The organism is Methyloceanibacter sp., assembly GCF_058506495.1.
Map to the genome: position 1 here is coordinate 20262 of NZ_JBZMXT010000002.1, position 16705 is coordinate 36966.

Below are 16705 nucleotides of genomic sequence, written 5' to 3' on the forward strand. Positions count from 1 at the left end.
CAACCGTTACACGCGAGGGTTGTCATGGCAGAAAAGCTGAAATGCGATCTCGTGATGCGCGGCGGGATCACGAGCGGCATCGTCTATCCACGAGCCATTGCTGAGTTAGCTAAGAACTACGATTTCTGCTCTATCGGTGGCACGTCCGCTGGCGCGATCGCCGCGGCCGGGACGGCGGCAGCGGCTCTTGGGCGCCGGAACGGCGTTGAACCCGATCCGTTCGAAAGCCGCATCAAGGATCTGCCGCGCGAATTGGGCACCAAGTACCGGGGCAAGACACAGCTGGAACGGTTGTTCCAGCCTGAGCACGGAACCCGGCGTCTTTTCAGTGTGCTGATGGCGGGACTTGGGCGCGAGAGCCTTTTCCTGAAGGTTCCAAGAATTCTCGTCGCGTTATGGCGGAACTATTGGCCGCTGACGTTGCTGGGCGCTTTGATTGGGTTGGGGCCTGTGATTGCCTTCGTCGCCACATCCGGCCTAAGTGGATTTTGGTTCTACCTTCTCTTGGCCTTAGGCCTATTAGCGGCTGCGGTTGTTGTGACCGTGGCAGCTTCTGGCGGTGTCGTGTCGGATGTGTTGAAGCGCTTGCCGGAGAACGGTTACGGCATGTGCTCTGGCTCTGATGGTCCCGGTGCCTATTCCGAGAGCAATGAAAACGGCCCTCCGCTTACGGATTGGCTGCATACGCTGTTTCAAGATTTGGTAGGTGCAGGGCGTGACGCGGCGCCCGTAACGTTCGGCGACCTTTGGGGCAATGGCGGCAATCCAGAAGCAAAGCGCGACATCGAGCTCGTGCTAATGAGCACGAATATTACGCGGGGAATCTCGCAGCGATTTCCGTTCCTGGAGGGAAGTTGGGGAAGGCTATTGTTCAAGAAAGAAGAGTTTGCCGAACTGTTTCCGCCTTCTGTCGTCAAACATCTCTGCGAGAAAGGTGAACTTCGAAAACGGACTGCTAGCGATGAGGACTGGGCCGATTATGAGTCCGAGGTCGAGACGAGAGGCTTTGTGCCTCTACCTGCGCCAGCGGACCTGCCAATACTTCTTGGCGCGCGTTTGAGCTTAAGCTTTCCGTTTCTTCTAAGCGCCGTGCCTCTCTATGCGGCCAACGGGCTGGCGAAGCCTGCGCGTGGGAAAATACCTTTGGAACGCTGCTGGTTTTCGGATGGCGGGCTGACCAGCAACTTCCCCCTTCACTTCTTCGACTCCCCCCTTCCGCGACATCCCACGTTCGGTATCAATCTGATGCCAGCGTCGGTTAGGCTCGCTGATACGGGCGGTGCGTCGGATAAAATCCCTGATTCTAGCGCCGCGAGCGACGATCCCTGGTCATACATTTACATGCCGAGCACAAACGCATCGGGCATCAGCGATGCGGCGCCTTTCAACATATTTGATCGTAAGGGCCCGAGTGTTGGTGGTTTTTTCAGCGCGATGTTCGATACTGCGCGTAACTGGGCAGACACCGAACTAATGGCAATGCCGGGATACCGCGATCGCATCGTGCATGTGATGCTAAGAAGTGACGAGGGAGGCTTGAACCTGAACATGCCCGATACGCTTATCCGCGATGTCGGTGAGCGGGGCGAAAAGGCCGGTGAGCTGCTCGCTGCACGATTCGCCGAGGAGCCGGGACTTGATCCCCAAAGGGGCGGAGAAATCACACTCACATGGGATAACCACCGCTGGGTTCGGTATCGGTCGCTCATGGCCGGCCTTGAGCTTGTGCTGAAGGGTGTCCGCAGCTCTTGGAACACGGGCTATGGAACGCTCCTCGACCGGCCCATGGGTGAGACGCCAAGCTATCAGTTCCAGAATATGCGGCAGCGTGACTTTGCGCGGCAGTCCACCGCAACCGTCTTAGCTGTCGCCAACGACTGGGAGACTGTTCCGAGCTTCGACCGCTACGATGGTAAGACGGACGGACGGTCGCCGCGGCCAAAACCTACCTTGCGCATGATGCCGCTAGGCAGTGGCGATCCCCGGGCGGAGCGGCCAGACGGATCGGAAACTCCACGCGGGACAAACAAAGGGACGGTCTAGACCGTGCTCTCTGGGCGCAGACACTTGCAGCTATGCAAGGAGCCTTGGTGCTGCCAAGCTAAAGTCTCAAAGCAATTGCCGTAAGGGCAATGCGGTTGCGGGGTCCTCCACTCTTGCGCATTAGTTTTCGGGCGACACTCCTCACGCTTATGCTGGCCGTGCTGTTGACGGCGGTGACGCTGCTCGCTGTCGCGGCCTATCTGTATGCCCGTTTCGCAGTGCAGGACCTCGGTGCGCAAGTTATCACCCAGGCATCCGAACGAGTGGTGCAGCACGTTCAGCATGCGCTTGACGTTGCGGAGGACGAGGTCGACACCGTTGGGCGTCTCATCGCGGAGGGGTGGATCGATCCGGACGATGAGGAGCGTTTGAGCACCTATTTCGCTGCTGCTCTAGAGGCGCGCCCGAGCCTGTCTTACATGTCTTTCAGCATGCCGAGCGGAAAGTACTTTCACGCCTTTCGCGATCGGAACGGCACGCTCACCGTCTTATGGCTGACGCCGGAGGAGGATGGTAGCCGCCATCTACGCGAGTTCACCGTCGTGTCTGGCAAGCCTTGGCAACCGCTGCGAGACATTCCAAATTCGAAAAGAACGCCACCCTTTGAGCGCCCCTACTACAAGGAGATCGTCAAGGCTGGGAAACCGATTTGGACGGAGTCTTATGTGTTTCTCGGCTCAGGCGAGTCCCTTGACGTTCCAGGCGTAAGCCGAGGTGAGCCGGTGGTAGGGCCAGATGGCAAGTTCGTCGGAGTCCTAACGGCAGATTTCGACCTTTACGCCCTGAGCCGGTTCCTGCGCGGCGTGACATTGGGCCCCGATAGCGTCTCCTTCATGTTGGAGATCACCAGGGATGGGGACAGGCGCGTGATCGCCCATCCGTCTGCGGCCGACCCCGATGAATCTAGCCGAATCGACCTTGCGCACCCCGCCACCGACGGCGAGGGCATGGTCACCATCCGAGCTGAAGATATAGCGGATGCGCGGGTTGCCAGGTTCCTTGAGCCGCTTGGCGCGAATCTCTCAGGCACGCCCTCTACGCTGCAAGAAGTTCAATTCGAGGCGGACGGTCAGATTTATGTCGGCGGCTATCGGCATCTGGGCCGGGAGGGCGGCCCCAACTGGATCATCGGCATGCTGTTACATGAAGACGGCGTCTTCGGTGACGTTCAGCGCATGGCCCAGCTCATGGTCTATCTTGGGTTTGGCGGGGTGCTGCTGGCGGCGGTCCTATCGGCCCTTCTTTCGAAGCGCATTGCCAGCAATCTCGGCGCGATTTCGGAGGAAACGCGCAGCATCGGGCAGTTTCGCTTGGATCCGAAGCCGCCTGTGCCCAGTCGCATCCGTGAGATCAGCACACTTGCGACAGCCGTTGAGGAGATGAAGACCGGCCTTCGGTCCTTTCAGAAATATGTGCCTGCAGATTTGGTACGCCTGCTGCTGGAATCGGGCGAAGAAGCAAAGCTCGGGGCCGAGCGAACCGAGGTCACAGTGTACTTCTCTGACCTTGTGGGCTTCACCTCGATATCTGAAACGCTTCCGCCCGACACGCTGGTCAAGCTCCTCGCGAGCTATCTCGACGAAATGACGGGTGAGATCCATCGGCATGGCGGCACGGTCGACAAATTCATTGGCGACGGCATTATGGCGCTTTGGGGCGCGCCGCGCTCACTCGATCGAGATGCGCTGGGTGCGTGTCGTGCAGCCCTTGCCAACCGCGCGAGGCTCGCAGATCTGCGGGTGACCTGGGCTCAGGAAGGGCTGCCTCTCCTGCTGACTCGCACGGGGATTCACACAGGCTCTGCGATGGTCGGCAATTTCGGTAGTCCTAGCCGGCTCGACTACACGGCGATTGGCGACACGGTAAACGTTGCGAGTAGGCTGGAAGGACTCAATCAGCTTTACGGCACCGATATTCTCATCAGCGACGTGACCCAGCGCGCGGTGGACGACGCAATCCTTACACGGCCTATCGACAAGGTCGCAGTCAAAGGTCGACAAGAAGGTCTGATGATCTATGCCTTGTTAGGGGAACGCGAAGCCTCCTCTGAGGAAGACATCGCCTTGGCACGCGCGAGCGCGGAGGCAATGGAGCTTTACTTCAGCCGGAAGTGGGAGGCCGCGGGGGCTGCTTTCACTGCCATTCTGAAACAAAGCCCAGACGATAAGCCTGCTCTTGTCATGCGCGACCGATGCAAGGCGTTCCGGAACTCGCCACCGCCGGCGGACTGGGACGGCGTGTCTCATGCGCCGAAATGAGATGTTGGAGGGCTGTGCTGCCGCGTTGAGCCGGCTTGCGTAAGAGGCCGCACGTTAGTATCGATCCTCCGAGCGGAGTAATCGGGCGAGCTGGATCACGGAGTCCGTCTTCCGCCACCTGTTCCGCCAATCTCAAAGCCTCATAGGGAACGACATGGCCGACAAGACCTACCCTTGGAAGATTGCCTGGATCACGGGTGCTTCGGGCGCGATTTGCGGCGAGATCGCGCAGCGTCTTGCAAAAGCCGGCGTCAAGGTCGCCGCAACAGCGCGGCCAAGCGAGAAGCTCGATGAGTTGGCGGCCTCCAGCCCCAGCATTACGGCCTTTCCGGCCGATGTTCTCGACGTTGAGGCCCTAAAGGCATGCGCGGCAAAAGTAGAAGCCGAGCTTGGGCCGATCGATCTCGCACTACTCGGCGCCGGAATGTATGTGCCGTTCGACATTCGCAACATCGATACGGAGGGTTTTCGTCAAACGATGGCTCTCAACGTGGATGGTGTCTTGAACGGCATTGCAGCTGAGCTGCCTGCGATGCTTGAGCGAGGCGAGGGTCATCTTGCTATTATGGGATCGCTCTTCGGCTACGCAGGTTGGCCAGGCAACGGCAGTTATGGGGCCAGTAAGGCGGCCGTCATCAATCTGGCCGAGAGCTTGAAGCTGGAACTGCGTGGGACAGGAATCGACATCACCCTTATCAATCCCGGCTTTGTCGATACGCCACTCAATGCCTCGTACGATCCAAAGAAGAAGCTCTTCGTAATGTCGAAAGAGCGGTGCGCCCGGAAGATTCTCGAAAAGCTTCCGAAGCGGCCTTATGAGATCGCGTTCCCGCCACAGGTCGAGATCTTCCTCAAGACTGTTCGCAACCTGCCGCGCGCCGCGTCCTTCCCTGTCGTGCGCTGGTTCATCAAAGCGACAGGGGCATAAGGCTCAAGCCGACTTGGCGGGTGGCGGTGCCATGAATTCCGGCCCCACCGGGTCAGTGATCGTCTCGGCCAGAATTTCGTCGATCTCACGCATGGTCGCGTTATCGATGTGCCAGTCCATGATGTCGCCGACTGGCGCCAATTGTTCCGGGCGCCGTGCGCCCCAAAGTGCGATAGTGTTTCCCCGATCCAGAACCCAACGTTCGGCCAATGCCAACAGCGATTTGCCGTACTTCTCCTCGGCGAGTGTCTGCAGCTTCGCGACGGCGGCGAGATACTGCCCCCGACGATCCGGCTTGAACTTCGGATCGTCATTGCGCAGATCATCGACCTTGAAGGTCGTCTCGGCGGTGATCTTGCCGGTTAGCAGCCCGCGGCAGAGCGAGCCGTAGCAGAGTGCCACTAGCTCGTGCGTTTTCGTGTAGGGGAGAATGTCAGTCTCCGCCTCGCGTTCAAACAGATTGTAGGGTGGCTGTAAGGCCGCGATCTTTGCGCCTTTCGCGAAGCGCTCGATCTGCGGGACAGTGCAATTGCTTAGCCCGATCGCGCGGATTTTTCCCTCGTTGCGGAATGTCTCCAAAGTGGCCGCTGTCTCCTCGAAATCCACCGACTCGTCCGGCCAATGAATTTGGTAGAGGTCGATCACATCTGTGCGCAGCCGGCGCAAAGATGCTTCCAGTTGTTGCTGCAGACTTACGGGCGATGAGTCGCGCCGGAGCTTGGTGTCATTCGTGCTGTCCCAAACCATGCCGACCTTTGTGGCGATCAAGACAAGATCCCGCCGTCCCTCAAGCGCCTTGCCGACGCGCTCCTCGGAATGCCCGAAGCCGTAGGCAGGCGCCGTGTCGAGAATATTGATGCCAAGATCCAGCGCGTGGTGGATCGTACCGATGGCATCGGCCTCACTGGTGCCGCCCCACTTCCAACCGCCGATCGCCCACGTGCCGAGCGCGATGCGCGACGCGGCAAACGGCAAACCGTCGATAGGTGTGTGTTCCATTCGGCGACGCTAACACAACCGCTAGGCGTGGTGCGTGGGGAATCGTTCTACGAGAGAAGGTCGCGGAAGTACTGGTCCAGGAAGCGCTCTTTTGGGTCGCGCTCCGCCCGTGCCGCAGCGAATTTCTGCAGCCGCGCACCGAAGGCCCGACGCACCATCTCGCGGGTCAGAAACGGTGTTTGGTTGAACAGGGGCGTCCCGCCATGTTCGCTGCAGAAGTCGTTGTAAGCGTGAAGAAATTCTTCCCACTCCGGCCCTCCCGTCGAGGCCGGATCGATACTCATGCCGGGGCCCTCCCACGTATAGGAGAACAAGGCCTCACAATCCCGGCCGATGACATAACCGACCGAGGGTAGGTTGCAGCGAAACCCTGTGCCCTTGTCGTAAGCGTCACAGAAGTCGCAGTACCGCTCCAGGATGTCGAAGAAGTCCGTCTCGCGGAACGACCACATGCTGAAAAGATAGAGAACCTTCGGATTCCGCGGGTAGCTGATGATCTGGGCGTGGGGCCAGCTGTGTTTGTAGCGCATCAGCTGGACCATCAGCTGTCGCTGGAGATAAAAGAACGCGTCGTGGGCCTTAACACGCCATTTCTTGTTCTTGATGTTCGTGTCGATCCAGGCAGCAACGGCAGGCCCGTATTGCTTCCAGAACTTGTTGCGATATTGCCAGCGCAGTCGCGACGTTGGTTTGCGGTCAGGATGCTGTTTGCGTAGCTCGACGACGACCCGTCTGGCATACGGGTAAATGTAATACATGATTGCGTAGCCGCGGGCTTTGTACACCGGCAGGAACTTGCGAAACTCCTCGATGCTGAGCCCGAAGTGACGCACCTCAAGGGCCTGAGTGGGGCGCACTTTGATGGTGACTTCGAAGATCAGGCCAAACAGGCCGTAGCTCGTTCGGAATAGCTGCATTTCCTGAGGATCATTTGCCTCAGTAATCTCTTTGATCTCTCCGTCCGCCGTGACGTAGCGAAGTCCCACCACGTACGAGCTCACCTGCCCATGTTCTCCAGGAAAGGCACTGTCCTTCGTAGCGGCACAGGCGAAGGCGGCTAGCGTCGTGTTGCCAATTTCGGTGGTGATGTAGGGCTGCAGGCCTCTGGCCTTCAGGGCCTTAGCCAGGTCGCCATGGGTCACGCCAGCCTCGACCGTGACGGTATCGCCGGTGAAGTGCAGGATGCGATTCATGGCCGTCATATCGACCATGGTGCCCCCTTCGTCGTCACCGTTCATACGCGCGGTCGAATGCATCGACCCCGCCGGACGAACCGGAGAGGGAAAGCGTACCGGATCGGTGACAATCTCGACGAGATCCTCAACGCTCTCCGGTCTGGCCTTCACGCGGGGGCGGTAGGTCCAGGTACCATCCCAGTTTTTGATGGTGACGTCCTGCTGACTTTCCATGAAAAAACCTCAACTCGCGGCGCGGAGTATTGCAGCCGGTGGCCATACCGGTAACTTCCATCGAATTCGGGCACAAGCGAAATGCCATCTTGTCGCTACAGATCGTTCTGGGAGAGACGGCGACTTGAGCCAAATCAAGGATGCGAGACCAAATTACTATGGGTTGATGCCCAGGGTCTGGAGTGCTTTGGTCTGCCGCAATTTGGAGCTAGTCTTAGACGCAAGCTGATCTTGGGTGTTTGTGTCGCACCTGGGCTGTTGGAGGTGTCGTGAAGCGATACTGCATAATTGGCGCTGGCGCTTGCGGGTTGCCCGTGGTGAAGCGGTTCGCAGAGAGCGGGATCGACTTTGACTGCTTTGAGGCGGAGAGCGACGTCGGGGGCATTTGGAACCTCGACAGCCCGCACGCCGTCTATAGCTCGACTCATCTGAACTCCTCGAAGAAGCTGACCCGTTATTTGGATTTCGACTTCGCCGAGGATTGGCCAGTCTATGCCAGCGCTGAGCAAGTGCAGGACTATTTGCGGGCCTATGCGGAAGAGTTTGGGCTCTACGATCGCATCACATTCAACACGCGCGTCGAGAACGTCGAGCGGAGAGACGAGTGCTGGCTGGTCACGGTCCAGGGAGAGAGCAAACCCAGGCGCTATGACGGCGTGATCATGGCTACGGGCCACCACTGGCATCCGTCCATACCGGAGTATCCCGGAACCTTCGAGGGCGAGATCCTACATTCTCATGACGTGAAATCGAAGGCGCAGCTCAAGGACAAGCGGATCTTGGTTGTGGGCGCGGGCAATTCGGCCGTCGATATCCTTGATGACGCTGCGCATGACGGGAAGGCGGCGTTCCATTCAATGCGCCGCACCTATTACTTCTTCCCCAAGCTCTTGTTCGGAAAGCCAACCGACGCCGTTATCGATCGCGTAAGCCAAGCTCCGCTTCCGCGAAAATTTATGTATGGGCTCTACAAGCTCGGCATGCTGATCTTGATTGGCTCACACGAGCGATATGGCCTGCCGAAGCCCGATCACGACCTGTTCGAGGCGCATCCCACCGCATCCAATACCTATCTGGATCATCTGACCCATGGGCGTGTTGTGGCCAAGCCTGGCGTCACTCACATGGAAGGCAAGCGCGTCTACTTCACCGACGAGACCTCTGCTGACTTCGACATGGTGATTTGGGCCACTGGTTTCCGTGTCCATTTTCCGTTTATGGACGATTCTTACGTCCTCGATGAAGAAGGCTGGTCGAAGCTCTTCATCCATACATTCCATAGGGACTGGGACGACTTCTTCGCCGTCGGCCTCTTCGATCCGGCCGAAGGAGGCGTCTGGCAGGTCGCCGACCACCAGGCGCGTCTGATTGCAGCGTTTATCACGTCCCAGGAGAAGGACCCGCAACGGGCCGATTGGTTTCGCAACCTAAAACGGAGCGCGACCCCCGATATCGGCCACGGCATCAAGCGACAAGATACGCCATGGCACCGGTTTGAAATTCATCATTTGCGGTTTAGGCGCTACATGAAGCGCTTGCTCCGAAAGTTCGGTGAGAGTGCGCAGCCAGTCGGGGAGATGCGTACGATGGGCGAAAGCGCCGACGTGGCGTCGCCGCCCCAAGGGGAGACGCTTAAGCTTGCGTCGTAGTCCGACGTTAAGTGCTGTGGACCCCAATCGCTGGAAGCAGATCTAGCACGGCGAACGCAAACAAGGGCCCGGAGCAGAAGCCCCCGAGCCCGTGTTTTTGACTTAGGACTGAATTAGCCGACTAAGACGCGGTCACCGTGGCGGCGGTCTTCTCGACGGCCTTTTCAACCGGCTTGTATGCGTCGCGAGCGACAGTCGCATACATCTCGCCGACCTTGGTCATCTCGGCCATCCATTTGTCGTAAGCCACCTTGGCATACTGAGACTGGATCTCAACGGCATGCTCGAGCGTCTTCGCGCCAACGAGCTTCTCAAACGTTACGTTGGCATCAGCGAAAGCTTGCTTCGCATAGTCGCTAAGGCTGGTTCCGATTTCCTGGATACCTTGATTCACTTGGCCGTAGGACTTCAGCACAGCTTCGTAGTTGTCCTTACCCAGCTTCTGGATGTCTTTGGCCGCCTTATCGAAGGCTGCTTTGTCGAACTCGATCATTTCGGTTGTCCTTTCTTGAGGAGAGTGTTTCTAAGGCACACCGGTATATATTGCACTGCACAATAGAGTTCAAGGATATTGTGCAGTGCACAATACTAAGGTCGAATCCTGGTCGATTCAGGCGAGGACAGAGCCGGGTTGGCGCTCTGAAAGCACCATACCGTTGGCAACTCGCCAAACGACGGCTACGAGTGCTTGAGTAGGGAAGGCCACAACCTTAAACCCAGTAGATGGCTTTGAGACGCGCGCAGCTACTGGACACGGCCCGGCGCTGGACCCTCCCCAATCTCAAACATTTCCAGGAGACGCGGCAGCCCATTGTCTGGCTTCTTGCGCCGGTGATCGGATTGGCCACGGGCGTAGCCGCGATCCTCTTTCGACTCGCTATCGGCGTTTTTCAGTGGCCGTGGCTCCATACGATGTCTGAGCACGTGGCTGAGGCTGCAAAGCACCAGCCTTGGTGGGTCGTGATGCTAGCCCCCGCCGTTGGCGGATTGTTTGTTGGGCTGATACTGCGATATGCGCTGTCAGCCAGACGGACCGTGGCAGTGCCTGACGTTATAGAAGCGCGCGTCAATGGGGGCCGTGGCCTCCAATTGGGCCAAGGCCTGATCAGCGCCACAGCCAGTGCGTTGTCTCTCGGATCCGGGGCCAGCGCTGGCCGGGAGGGCCCGATCGTCCATCTCGGCGCCAGCATTGCCATGACGTTCTCGCGGCATCTCAATCTGCCCAATTCCGCCCGCCGAACGCTTCTTGCGTCAGGTGCGGCGGGTGCGGTCGCCGCGTCGTTCAACGCGCCGATCGCGGGCGTATTGTTCGCGCAAGAGGTGATCCTCGGCCATTTCTCGATCCGGACATTTGTACCTTTGGTGCTCTCATCCGTGGTCGCCACGATCCTCTCTCAGGCCTGGTTCGGAGATGTCGCCGCGTTCGTCGTTCCGGAGTACAGCATCGCGTCATATCTCGAAGTACCGGCCTTTGTGTTGCTGGGGATCGTCGCCGCCTTGGTTGCGGTGCTTTTTCAACTGGCGATCCTCAGCACCGACTGGACGGCTCGCAACATCAATATGCCGCTCGTTATGCGGCCCGTGGTTGGGGGCTTGATGGTGGGTATCATGGCTATTTGGTACCCCGAGGTCTTAGGGGTTGGCTACGACACCACAGATGCGGCCCTGAAGGATCAACTGTCCATTGAGACGATGCTGATACTGATCGTTCTCAAGACGGCCGCCACGGCGATAACGCTTAGCTCACGCTTTGGCGGCGGCGTTTTTTCACCTGCGCTCTATCTCGGCGCCATGACTGGCGGGGCGTTCGGTCTCATTGCGGCGGCCACGTTCCCGCAGGTCGGCTCTAGCGAGGGGCTCTACGCCATTCTTGGCATGGGTGCCGTTGCGGCTGCTGTGCTGGGCGCACCGATCTCGACAACGGTCATGGTGTTCGAACTCACTGGTGGCTTCGAGTTGAGCCTTGCGCTTCTCCTCACTGTCGCCGTGGCCAACGGTATCAACCAAGCGATTCTTGGGCGTTCGTTGTTCCAGGCCCAGCTCGAGTCGCGGGGCATCATTTTGCACGAAGGCCCGCACCGCACGATTATGAAAGACTTGCGCGTGTCCGACATCATGTGGCCCTTGAAGGAGGACGAGCCGACGGAGCTTCCAGACAGCGATCGTGAGAGGGCTCTGCCAGCTGACGAGACGCTTGAAACGGCGTTGCGGGTTTTCGACACGCTCGGCGCAGACCTGTTGCCCGTTGTGGACCCCTATGATCGTGGCCGTATCGTCGGAAAAATCTCGCAGACCCATGCCCTGCGCGCGCTAAACAAGGAGCTCATCGCAACGAGCGTCGAGGAACATCGTTAGCGGAGAGGGGCTAACTCCCAGCGGTGGTCACAGAGCCTCAATCCTGAGACTCTTCTGTTATCTTGTACGAGGGGATCATGTCCAAAGCTCAGTCCGCTGTCTCTGTCGCAGCCGCCGCAAAGTCGACACATCCATCAGCGTCCACCGACATGTGCCCAGGCCTCGTCTGGGCCATTCGCTTCAGCGCGGACGGGACAACAGAAGAGCTTACCGAGAGCACGCTGCCGTCCAGCGCGCGGGGTCATACCGCTGAGGAGGGCTGGCTTTGGGTGCACTTGAATCTCACCGACGCACGCGCTGCACTTTTCATGCGCGCTCACCTGAAAGATCTTCCGAAGGCTGCCGTGGATCTCTTGTCTTCCGTGGGCGATCATCAGCAATTGCATGCCGACGATGCTTGCATCTACGGTGTCTTTGCGGACTTGGTCTATCGGCTTGAGGGACTTACCGACGAGCTTGGGCTCCTGCATTTCGTTGCCACGGAAAAGCTACTGGCCACAGGGCGTCGGGAGGGCCTGCATTCTACGGAGGCAGTTCGAAAGGCCGTGCAGGCGGGTCAGAATCCGAGAAATCATGTGGGCTTGCTGGAGTCGATCTTTATTCAGGTCACTTCCGGCGTTGAGGATAAATCGGTTGCTCTGAGCGATGAACTGGACCAGATCGAAGAGCGATTGATCGTCGATGTCTCTGCGGATATCCCAAAGCGTTTGGCGGAATGCCGGCGGCTTGCAGTGCGGTTACACCGGCTGCTGGCGACGCAGCGTTCCGTGATCGCACGGTTCGAACAGAACACGTGGCAGATAACGGGCAACGCGCACGACCTAAAAACCAGTCATATTGCTCAGCGTCTGGACGGGTTGGACCATGAAATGGTTGCCCTAAGAGATCGCGCGCACCTGCTCCAAGAAGAAGTCTCGCTAAGGATGACCGACCAGACCAACCGCAATCTTCAGCTGCTGACAATCGTCACAACCGTATTTCTGCCTGCCGGCGTCATCTCCTCGATTTTTGGCATGAATGCAGGCGGCTTGCCGCTCGTGAACGACAAGTCCGGGTTCATCGTGACGATGTTTTTGCTGGTTGGTGCTTCGGGCCTCGTCTTTTGGCTGTTGAAGCGCTTCGGCATGTTGCGTCGCTAGGCGCCTGCTTTGCGTGCCTTCTTTGCCGCGCGGCGGATCTGGCTCGCTACAGTCTTTGGGAAGAGCGCGTTCAAGACGAACAGAACCCTGTAAAAGCCCGGCTTGACGACAAAGCGTCTTCGTTGCGCGAGACCTTCATATACGGCGTTTGCTGCCTGATCTGCTGTCAGAACCGGCAGCAACCGGGAATCGGCTTCTGGGATTCGCTCACGGCTACCTGGATTGTTTTCGAAATAGGGCGTTTCCGTCGTGCCCAAGACCACAAGAGTTGTGACAATGCCCGTTGGCTTGAGTTCCGATTGCAGACCCTCGGCGAAGCCGGCCAGCGCGTGTCTTGAGGCGATGTAGGCACTCGCATTCGGCCAGGCGAGGTAAGAAGCCGGTGACGTTACGAACGCGATCCCGCCAGAGCCTCTCTCAATCATGGATGGGACGAAGGCGCGCGTCAGGGCAAAGGCAGCGAGATAGGGAACGGCGATCATGGCCGACGCTTCTTCAGTGTTCGTCTCCAATAGGGGAAGCCATCTGCCGGCGCCGGCATTGTTAACGAGAAGGTCGGGCGTGCCGACTTCCTCAGTGATGCGCGCCGCAACGCTCAACGTTGCGGAGATGTCTTGCAGATCGATTTGATACGTGGTCGCGGTTCCGCCGGCCTTCCGTACGTCTTGGGCTGTTCGTTCCAGCCGTTCCTCGTTTCGTGCGAGCAGCACGACGTGGTCGCCCTCGCGGCCGAAGCGCTTGGCAATGGCGGCGCCTATGCCGCTAGAGGACCCTGTCACGAGGACGGACTTTCTACCCCTGCTCATTCTGCACTCCGACGAGTTTCACGCCATTAGCGCGCGCCACCCGATCTCATGTGAAACCTACTCATGTCCTATAGGCGGGGCGCTGAATAGGCCATAGACTGTGGCATAAGGGTAACAGCGATTGCAGAACGCCTTTGCCCAGACTTCAAGCTACTGGTCATGGCAAATTTTGGCTCGTAAAACTCTCCAACCCGACACGTTCTAAGGAGGCTTCGATGGGGTCGTATTGGCGCGCCTTTGCACTGGCATTCGTGGCGGCAGGGCTTCTTGTGACTCACAGCACGACGGCGCAAGCAGGTTGCGTTGGATTGTCTGGAACCGCTGATGGGGTCAACAAACAGACGGCTGTCGCCAGGTCTCAGAAATCGCTCGAAGAGGCGATAGCCAAATATAAGGCATCCAACGGTATTGGCAGGGCGTCCGTCACGCCGATGCGCGCCAAGCCCCAGCCCTATTGGCGCCAGTCGGTAGATTCGCATCTCTACCAAAAGCCCGACATTATTACCTCACGCGGCCATACGATTTGCTGGCGTGGCGTGGTTTCACCCAACGTGTGCACGACCGGCGCCAAGGTCTGCTGGTAGCCAAGTCAGAGCGCTGAAAAGTGCAACCTAAGGGGTGCCTTGGGTATTATTGCCCGCGCCTGGTCGTCTGCTGGGTGCGATCGTCCCCACTCCCCTCTTCCGAAGCAAGCGCTGTCGGCGTAAGGTGTTGCCCGTCCGGGGGGAGCCCCATGCGGGGCTGAGAGTCCGCTTGCCGCGGAGACCCTTAGAACCTGATCCGGCTTGTACCGGCGAAGGGACAGGAGATTGCGCTTTTGCAGACGTCAATCTTTCTCGCGCAGCTCATGGGACCGGTCATATTGGCGGCCGCCATCAGCCTGTTTGTCAACGGCGGGCAACAAGTCGCCATGGCGCGGGAATTCCTGGAAAGCCCTTCGCTGATCTACATCTCGGGCATTTTGGTCATGACGGCGGGGCTCGCTATCGTGCTCTATCACAATGTATGGGCGTTCGATTGGCGGTTGATGATCACAGTGCTGGGCTGGCTCGCCGTGATCGGCGGAACGATGCGCATCGTTTTCTTCCGCACCGTCGAGAAGTTCGGCGAGGCTATGCTGGATAAACCTGTCGCAATCACCGTGGCCGGCGTGGTCTGGTTTGTGGCCGGCGTCATACTCTGCTTCTTTGGATACTCTAGCTGAGATAGATAGACATGAACCGTCCTGATTCGCTTAACAACCACACAGCAAACTCTCCGCAAGTAACAACGGGCCCGCTGATCGGCAGCCGGAAGGTGCATGCCTCACCACCAAGCCGCGAAGATCTTGCCGTGCCCTTGCGTGAGATCGAATTGAGTAACGGCGAGGCTTTTCGCGTCTATGATTCGTCAGGTCCGTATACTGATGATGGCGCCAGGATCGACGTGAAGCGCGGACTTCATCCCATGCGGAGTTCCTGGGTCACGGGGCGGGGCGGGGTCGAGCCGTACGAAGGCCGCGCCATCAAGCCGGAAGACAATGGCGGTGTAGGCGAAAGACACTTGGCCGACGCGTTTGAGGTGACAAGGCAGCCATTGTGCGGTTTGCCGGGCGCGCCCGTGACGCAGTTGGAGCTGGCCCGAGCGGGCATCGTTACGGACGAGATGGTCTATGTCGCACACCGCGAGAATATCGGCCGCCAACAGGCCGCCAAGGAAGCAGCAGCGCGATTGGAGGATGGGGAGAGCTTTGGCGCCGCCGTTCCGCCATTCGTTACGCCGGAGTTCGTACGGGACGAAGTGGCGCGGGGCCGGGCGATTATCCCCGCCAACATCAACCATCCCGAGTCGGAACCGATGATTATCGGCCGAAACTTCCTCACCAAAATCAACGCCAATATCGGCAACTCTGCAGTGACAAGCTCCGTGGAGGAAGAAGTCGAGAAGATGGTGTGGGCCATTCGTTGGGGCGCGGACACGGTGATGGACCTGTCCACCGGCCGGAACATCCACACGACGCGCGAGTGGATTATCCGCAATTCGCCTGTGCCGATCGGCACCGTGCCGATTTATCAGGCGCTGGAAAAGGTGGATGGCGACCCCGTGAAGCTCGATTGGGAGGTCTATAAAGACACGTTGATCGAACAATGCGAACAGGGGGTGGATTACTTCACCATCCACGCGGGTGTGCGCCTTGGCTACATCCATCTAACAGCGGATCGTGTCACGGGCATTGTCTCCCGTGGCGGTTCTATCATGGCCAAGTGGTGCCTTTCCCGTCACAAAGAGAGCTTCCTGTATGAGCGCTTCGACGAGATCTGCGAGATCATGCGGAAATACGACGTATCCTTTAGTCTCGGCGATGGGCTTCGTCCTGGAGCAATTGCCGATGCTAACGACCGCGCGCAATTTGCCGAGCTCGAGACGCTCGGTGAACTGACGAAAGTCGCTTGGGATCGCGGCTGCCAGGTGATGATCGAAGGGCCCGGCCATGTCCCGATGCATAAAATCAAGGTAAATGTGGAGAAGCAGCTCAAGGAATGCGGCGAGGCGCCATTCTACACGCTCGGCCCGCTAGTGACAGACATCGCACCGGCTTACGACCACATAACATCGGCGATTGGGGCTGGTATGATTGGCTGGTTCGGAACGTCCATGCTCTGCTACGTGACGCCCAAAGAGCATCTTGGGCTCCCGGATCGTGACGACGTCAAGGCGGGCGTGATGGCCTATAAGATCGCCGCGCATGCGGCCGACCTTGCGAAGGGCCACCCGGCGGCGCAGGCCCGTGACGACGAAATCTCAAAGGCCCGGTTTGAGTTTCGCTGGGAGGATCAGTTCAATCTGTCGCTCGATCCTGATACGGCGCGCGACTATCACGACCAAACTCTTCCGAAAGAGGCGCACAAGCTCGCTCATTTCTGCTCCATGTGCGGACCGAAATTCTGCTCCATGGAGATAACCCAGCAAGTTCGCGAATACGCCGCAAAGCTGAACGAGAAGGGCGTCCTCTCTAGCAGCGATGCGGTCGAGCAAGCACGCAAGCAAGGCATGGACGAAATGAGCGCTAAGTTTCGCGAAATGGGCGAAGAGGTCTATATAGAGAAAGAGTAGGGGGATCATCTGTGTACTGCGCAAGT

At 58.6% G+C, this 16705-nt stretch carries 13 protein-coding genes and 1 riboswitch; of the genes, 9 read left to right on the forward strand and 4 right to left on the reverse strand.

What is annotated here, in order from left to right:
* The first annotated feature begins 24 nt into the window (after positions 1 to 24).
* The 3 genes from AC33YF_RS00835 to AC33YF_RS00845 all read left to right on the forward strand — a co-directional run bounded on the left by AC33YF_RS00835 (position 25) and on the right by AC33YF_RS00845 (position 5229).
* A complete protein-coding gene (locus tag AC33YF_RS00835) occupies positions 25 to 2043 on the forward strand; it encodes a patatin-like phospholipase family protein (protein ID WP_491775295.1) in 2019 nt (672 codons plus the stop codon).
* Between the two features lie 89 nt (positions 2044 to 2132).
* Positions 2133 to 4301, forward strand: a complete 2169-nt coding sequence (locus AC33YF_RS00840) for an adenylate/guanylate cyclase domain-containing protein (protein ID WP_491775296.1) — start codon at positions 2133 to 2135, stop codon at positions 4299 to 4301.
* A 154-nt stretch (positions 4302 to 4455) separates the two neighbouring features.
* Positions 4456 to 5229: an SDR family NAD(P)-dependent oxidoreductase gene (locus tag AC33YF_RS00845; protein WP_491775297.1), complete on the forward strand. Its 774-nt coding sequence runs from the start codon at positions 4456 to 4458 to the stop codon at positions 5227 to 5229.
* A 3-nt stretch (positions 5230 to 5232) separates the two neighbouring features.
* Here AC33YF_RS00845 and AC33YF_RS00850 read toward each other — a convergent pair whose 3' ends face one another.
* Both AC33YF_RS00850 and AC33YF_RS00855 read right to left on the reverse strand, forming a co-directional pair.
* A complete protein-coding gene (locus AC33YF_RS00850) occupies positions 5233 to 6228 on the reverse strand; it encodes an aldo/keto reductase (RefSeq protein WP_491775298.1) in 996 nt (331 codons plus the stop codon).
* Between the two features lie 47 nt (positions 6229 to 6275).
* Positions 6276 to 7637, reverse strand: coding sequence for an FAD-binding protein (locus AC33YF_RS00855; protein ID WP_491775299.1), 1362 nt, complete (start codon positions 7635 to 7637; stop codon positions 6276 to 6278).
* Between the two features lie 269 nt (positions 7638 to 7906).
* Here AC33YF_RS00855 and AC33YF_RS00860 point away from each other — a divergent pair, with 269 nt between their 5' ends.
* A complete protein-coding gene (locus AC33YF_RS00860) occupies positions 7907 to 9286 on the forward strand; it encodes a flavin-containing monooxygenase (RefSeq protein ID WP_491775300.1) in 1380 nt (459 codons plus the stop codon).
* Between the two features lie 121 nt (positions 9287 to 9407).
* Here AC33YF_RS00860 and AC33YF_RS00865 read toward each other — a convergent pair whose 3' ends face one another.
* On the reverse strand, positions 9408 to 9779 hold the full coding sequence (locus AC33YF_RS00865; RefSeq protein WP_491775301.1) for a phasin family protein: 372 nt from the start codon (positions 9777 to 9779) through the stop codon (positions 9408 to 9410).
* 230 nt (positions 9780 to 10009) lie between these two features.
* Here AC33YF_RS00865 and AC33YF_RS00870 point away from each other — a divergent pair, with 230 nt between their 5' ends.
* Together AC33YF_RS00870 and AC33YF_RS00875 are read left to right on the forward strand one after the other, a co-directional pair.
* Positions 10010 to 11641, forward strand: a complete 1632-nt coding sequence (locus tag AC33YF_RS00870; protein WP_491775302.1) for a chloride channel protein — start codon at positions 10010 to 10012, stop codon at positions 11639 to 11641.
* Between the two features lie 77 nt (positions 11642 to 11718).
* Positions 11719 to 12780: a CorA family divalent cation transporter gene (locus AC33YF_RS00875; protein WP_491775303.1), complete on the forward strand. Its 1062-nt coding sequence runs from the start codon at positions 11719 to 11721 to the stop codon at positions 12778 to 12780.
* Here the strand turns inward: AC33YF_RS00875 and AC33YF_RS00880 are convergent.
* Complete coding sequence (locus tag AC33YF_RS00880; protein ID WP_491775304.1) at positions 12777 to 13586, reverse strand: SDR family NAD(P)-dependent oxidoreductase; 810 nt, start codon at positions 13584 to 13586, stop codon at positions 12777 to 12779. The genes AC33YF_RS00875 and AC33YF_RS00880 overlap by 4 nt on opposite strands.
* A 215-nt stretch (positions 13587 to 13801) precedes the next feature.
* Here AC33YF_RS00880 and AC33YF_RS00885 point away from each other — a divergent pair, with 215 nt between their 5' ends.
* The 3 genes from AC33YF_RS00885 (at position 13802) to thiC (ending at position 16679) form a co-directional block, all read left to right on the forward strand.
* Positions 13802 to 14170, forward strand: coding sequence for a hypothetical protein (locus AC33YF_RS00885; protein WP_491775305.1), 369 nt, complete (start codon positions 13802 to 13804; stop codon positions 14168 to 14170).
* A 128-nt stretch (positions 14171 to 14298) separates the two neighbouring features.
* Positions 14299 to 14406, forward strand: a riboswitch (TPP riboswitch).
* Positions 14404 to 14790: a hypothetical protein gene (locus tag AC33YF_RS00890; protein ID WP_491775306.1), complete on the forward strand. Its 387-nt coding sequence runs from the start codon at positions 14404 to 14406 to the stop codon at positions 14788 to 14790. It overlaps the preceding riboswitch by 3 nt.
* A gap of 11 nt (positions 14791 to 14801) precedes the next feature.
* A complete protein-coding gene (gene thiC / locus AC33YF_RS00895; protein WP_491775307.1) occupies positions 14802 to 16679 on the forward strand; it encodes a phosphomethylpyrimidine synthase ThiC in 1878 nt (625 codons plus the stop codon).
* Positions 16680 to 16705: the final 26 nt, after the last annotated feature.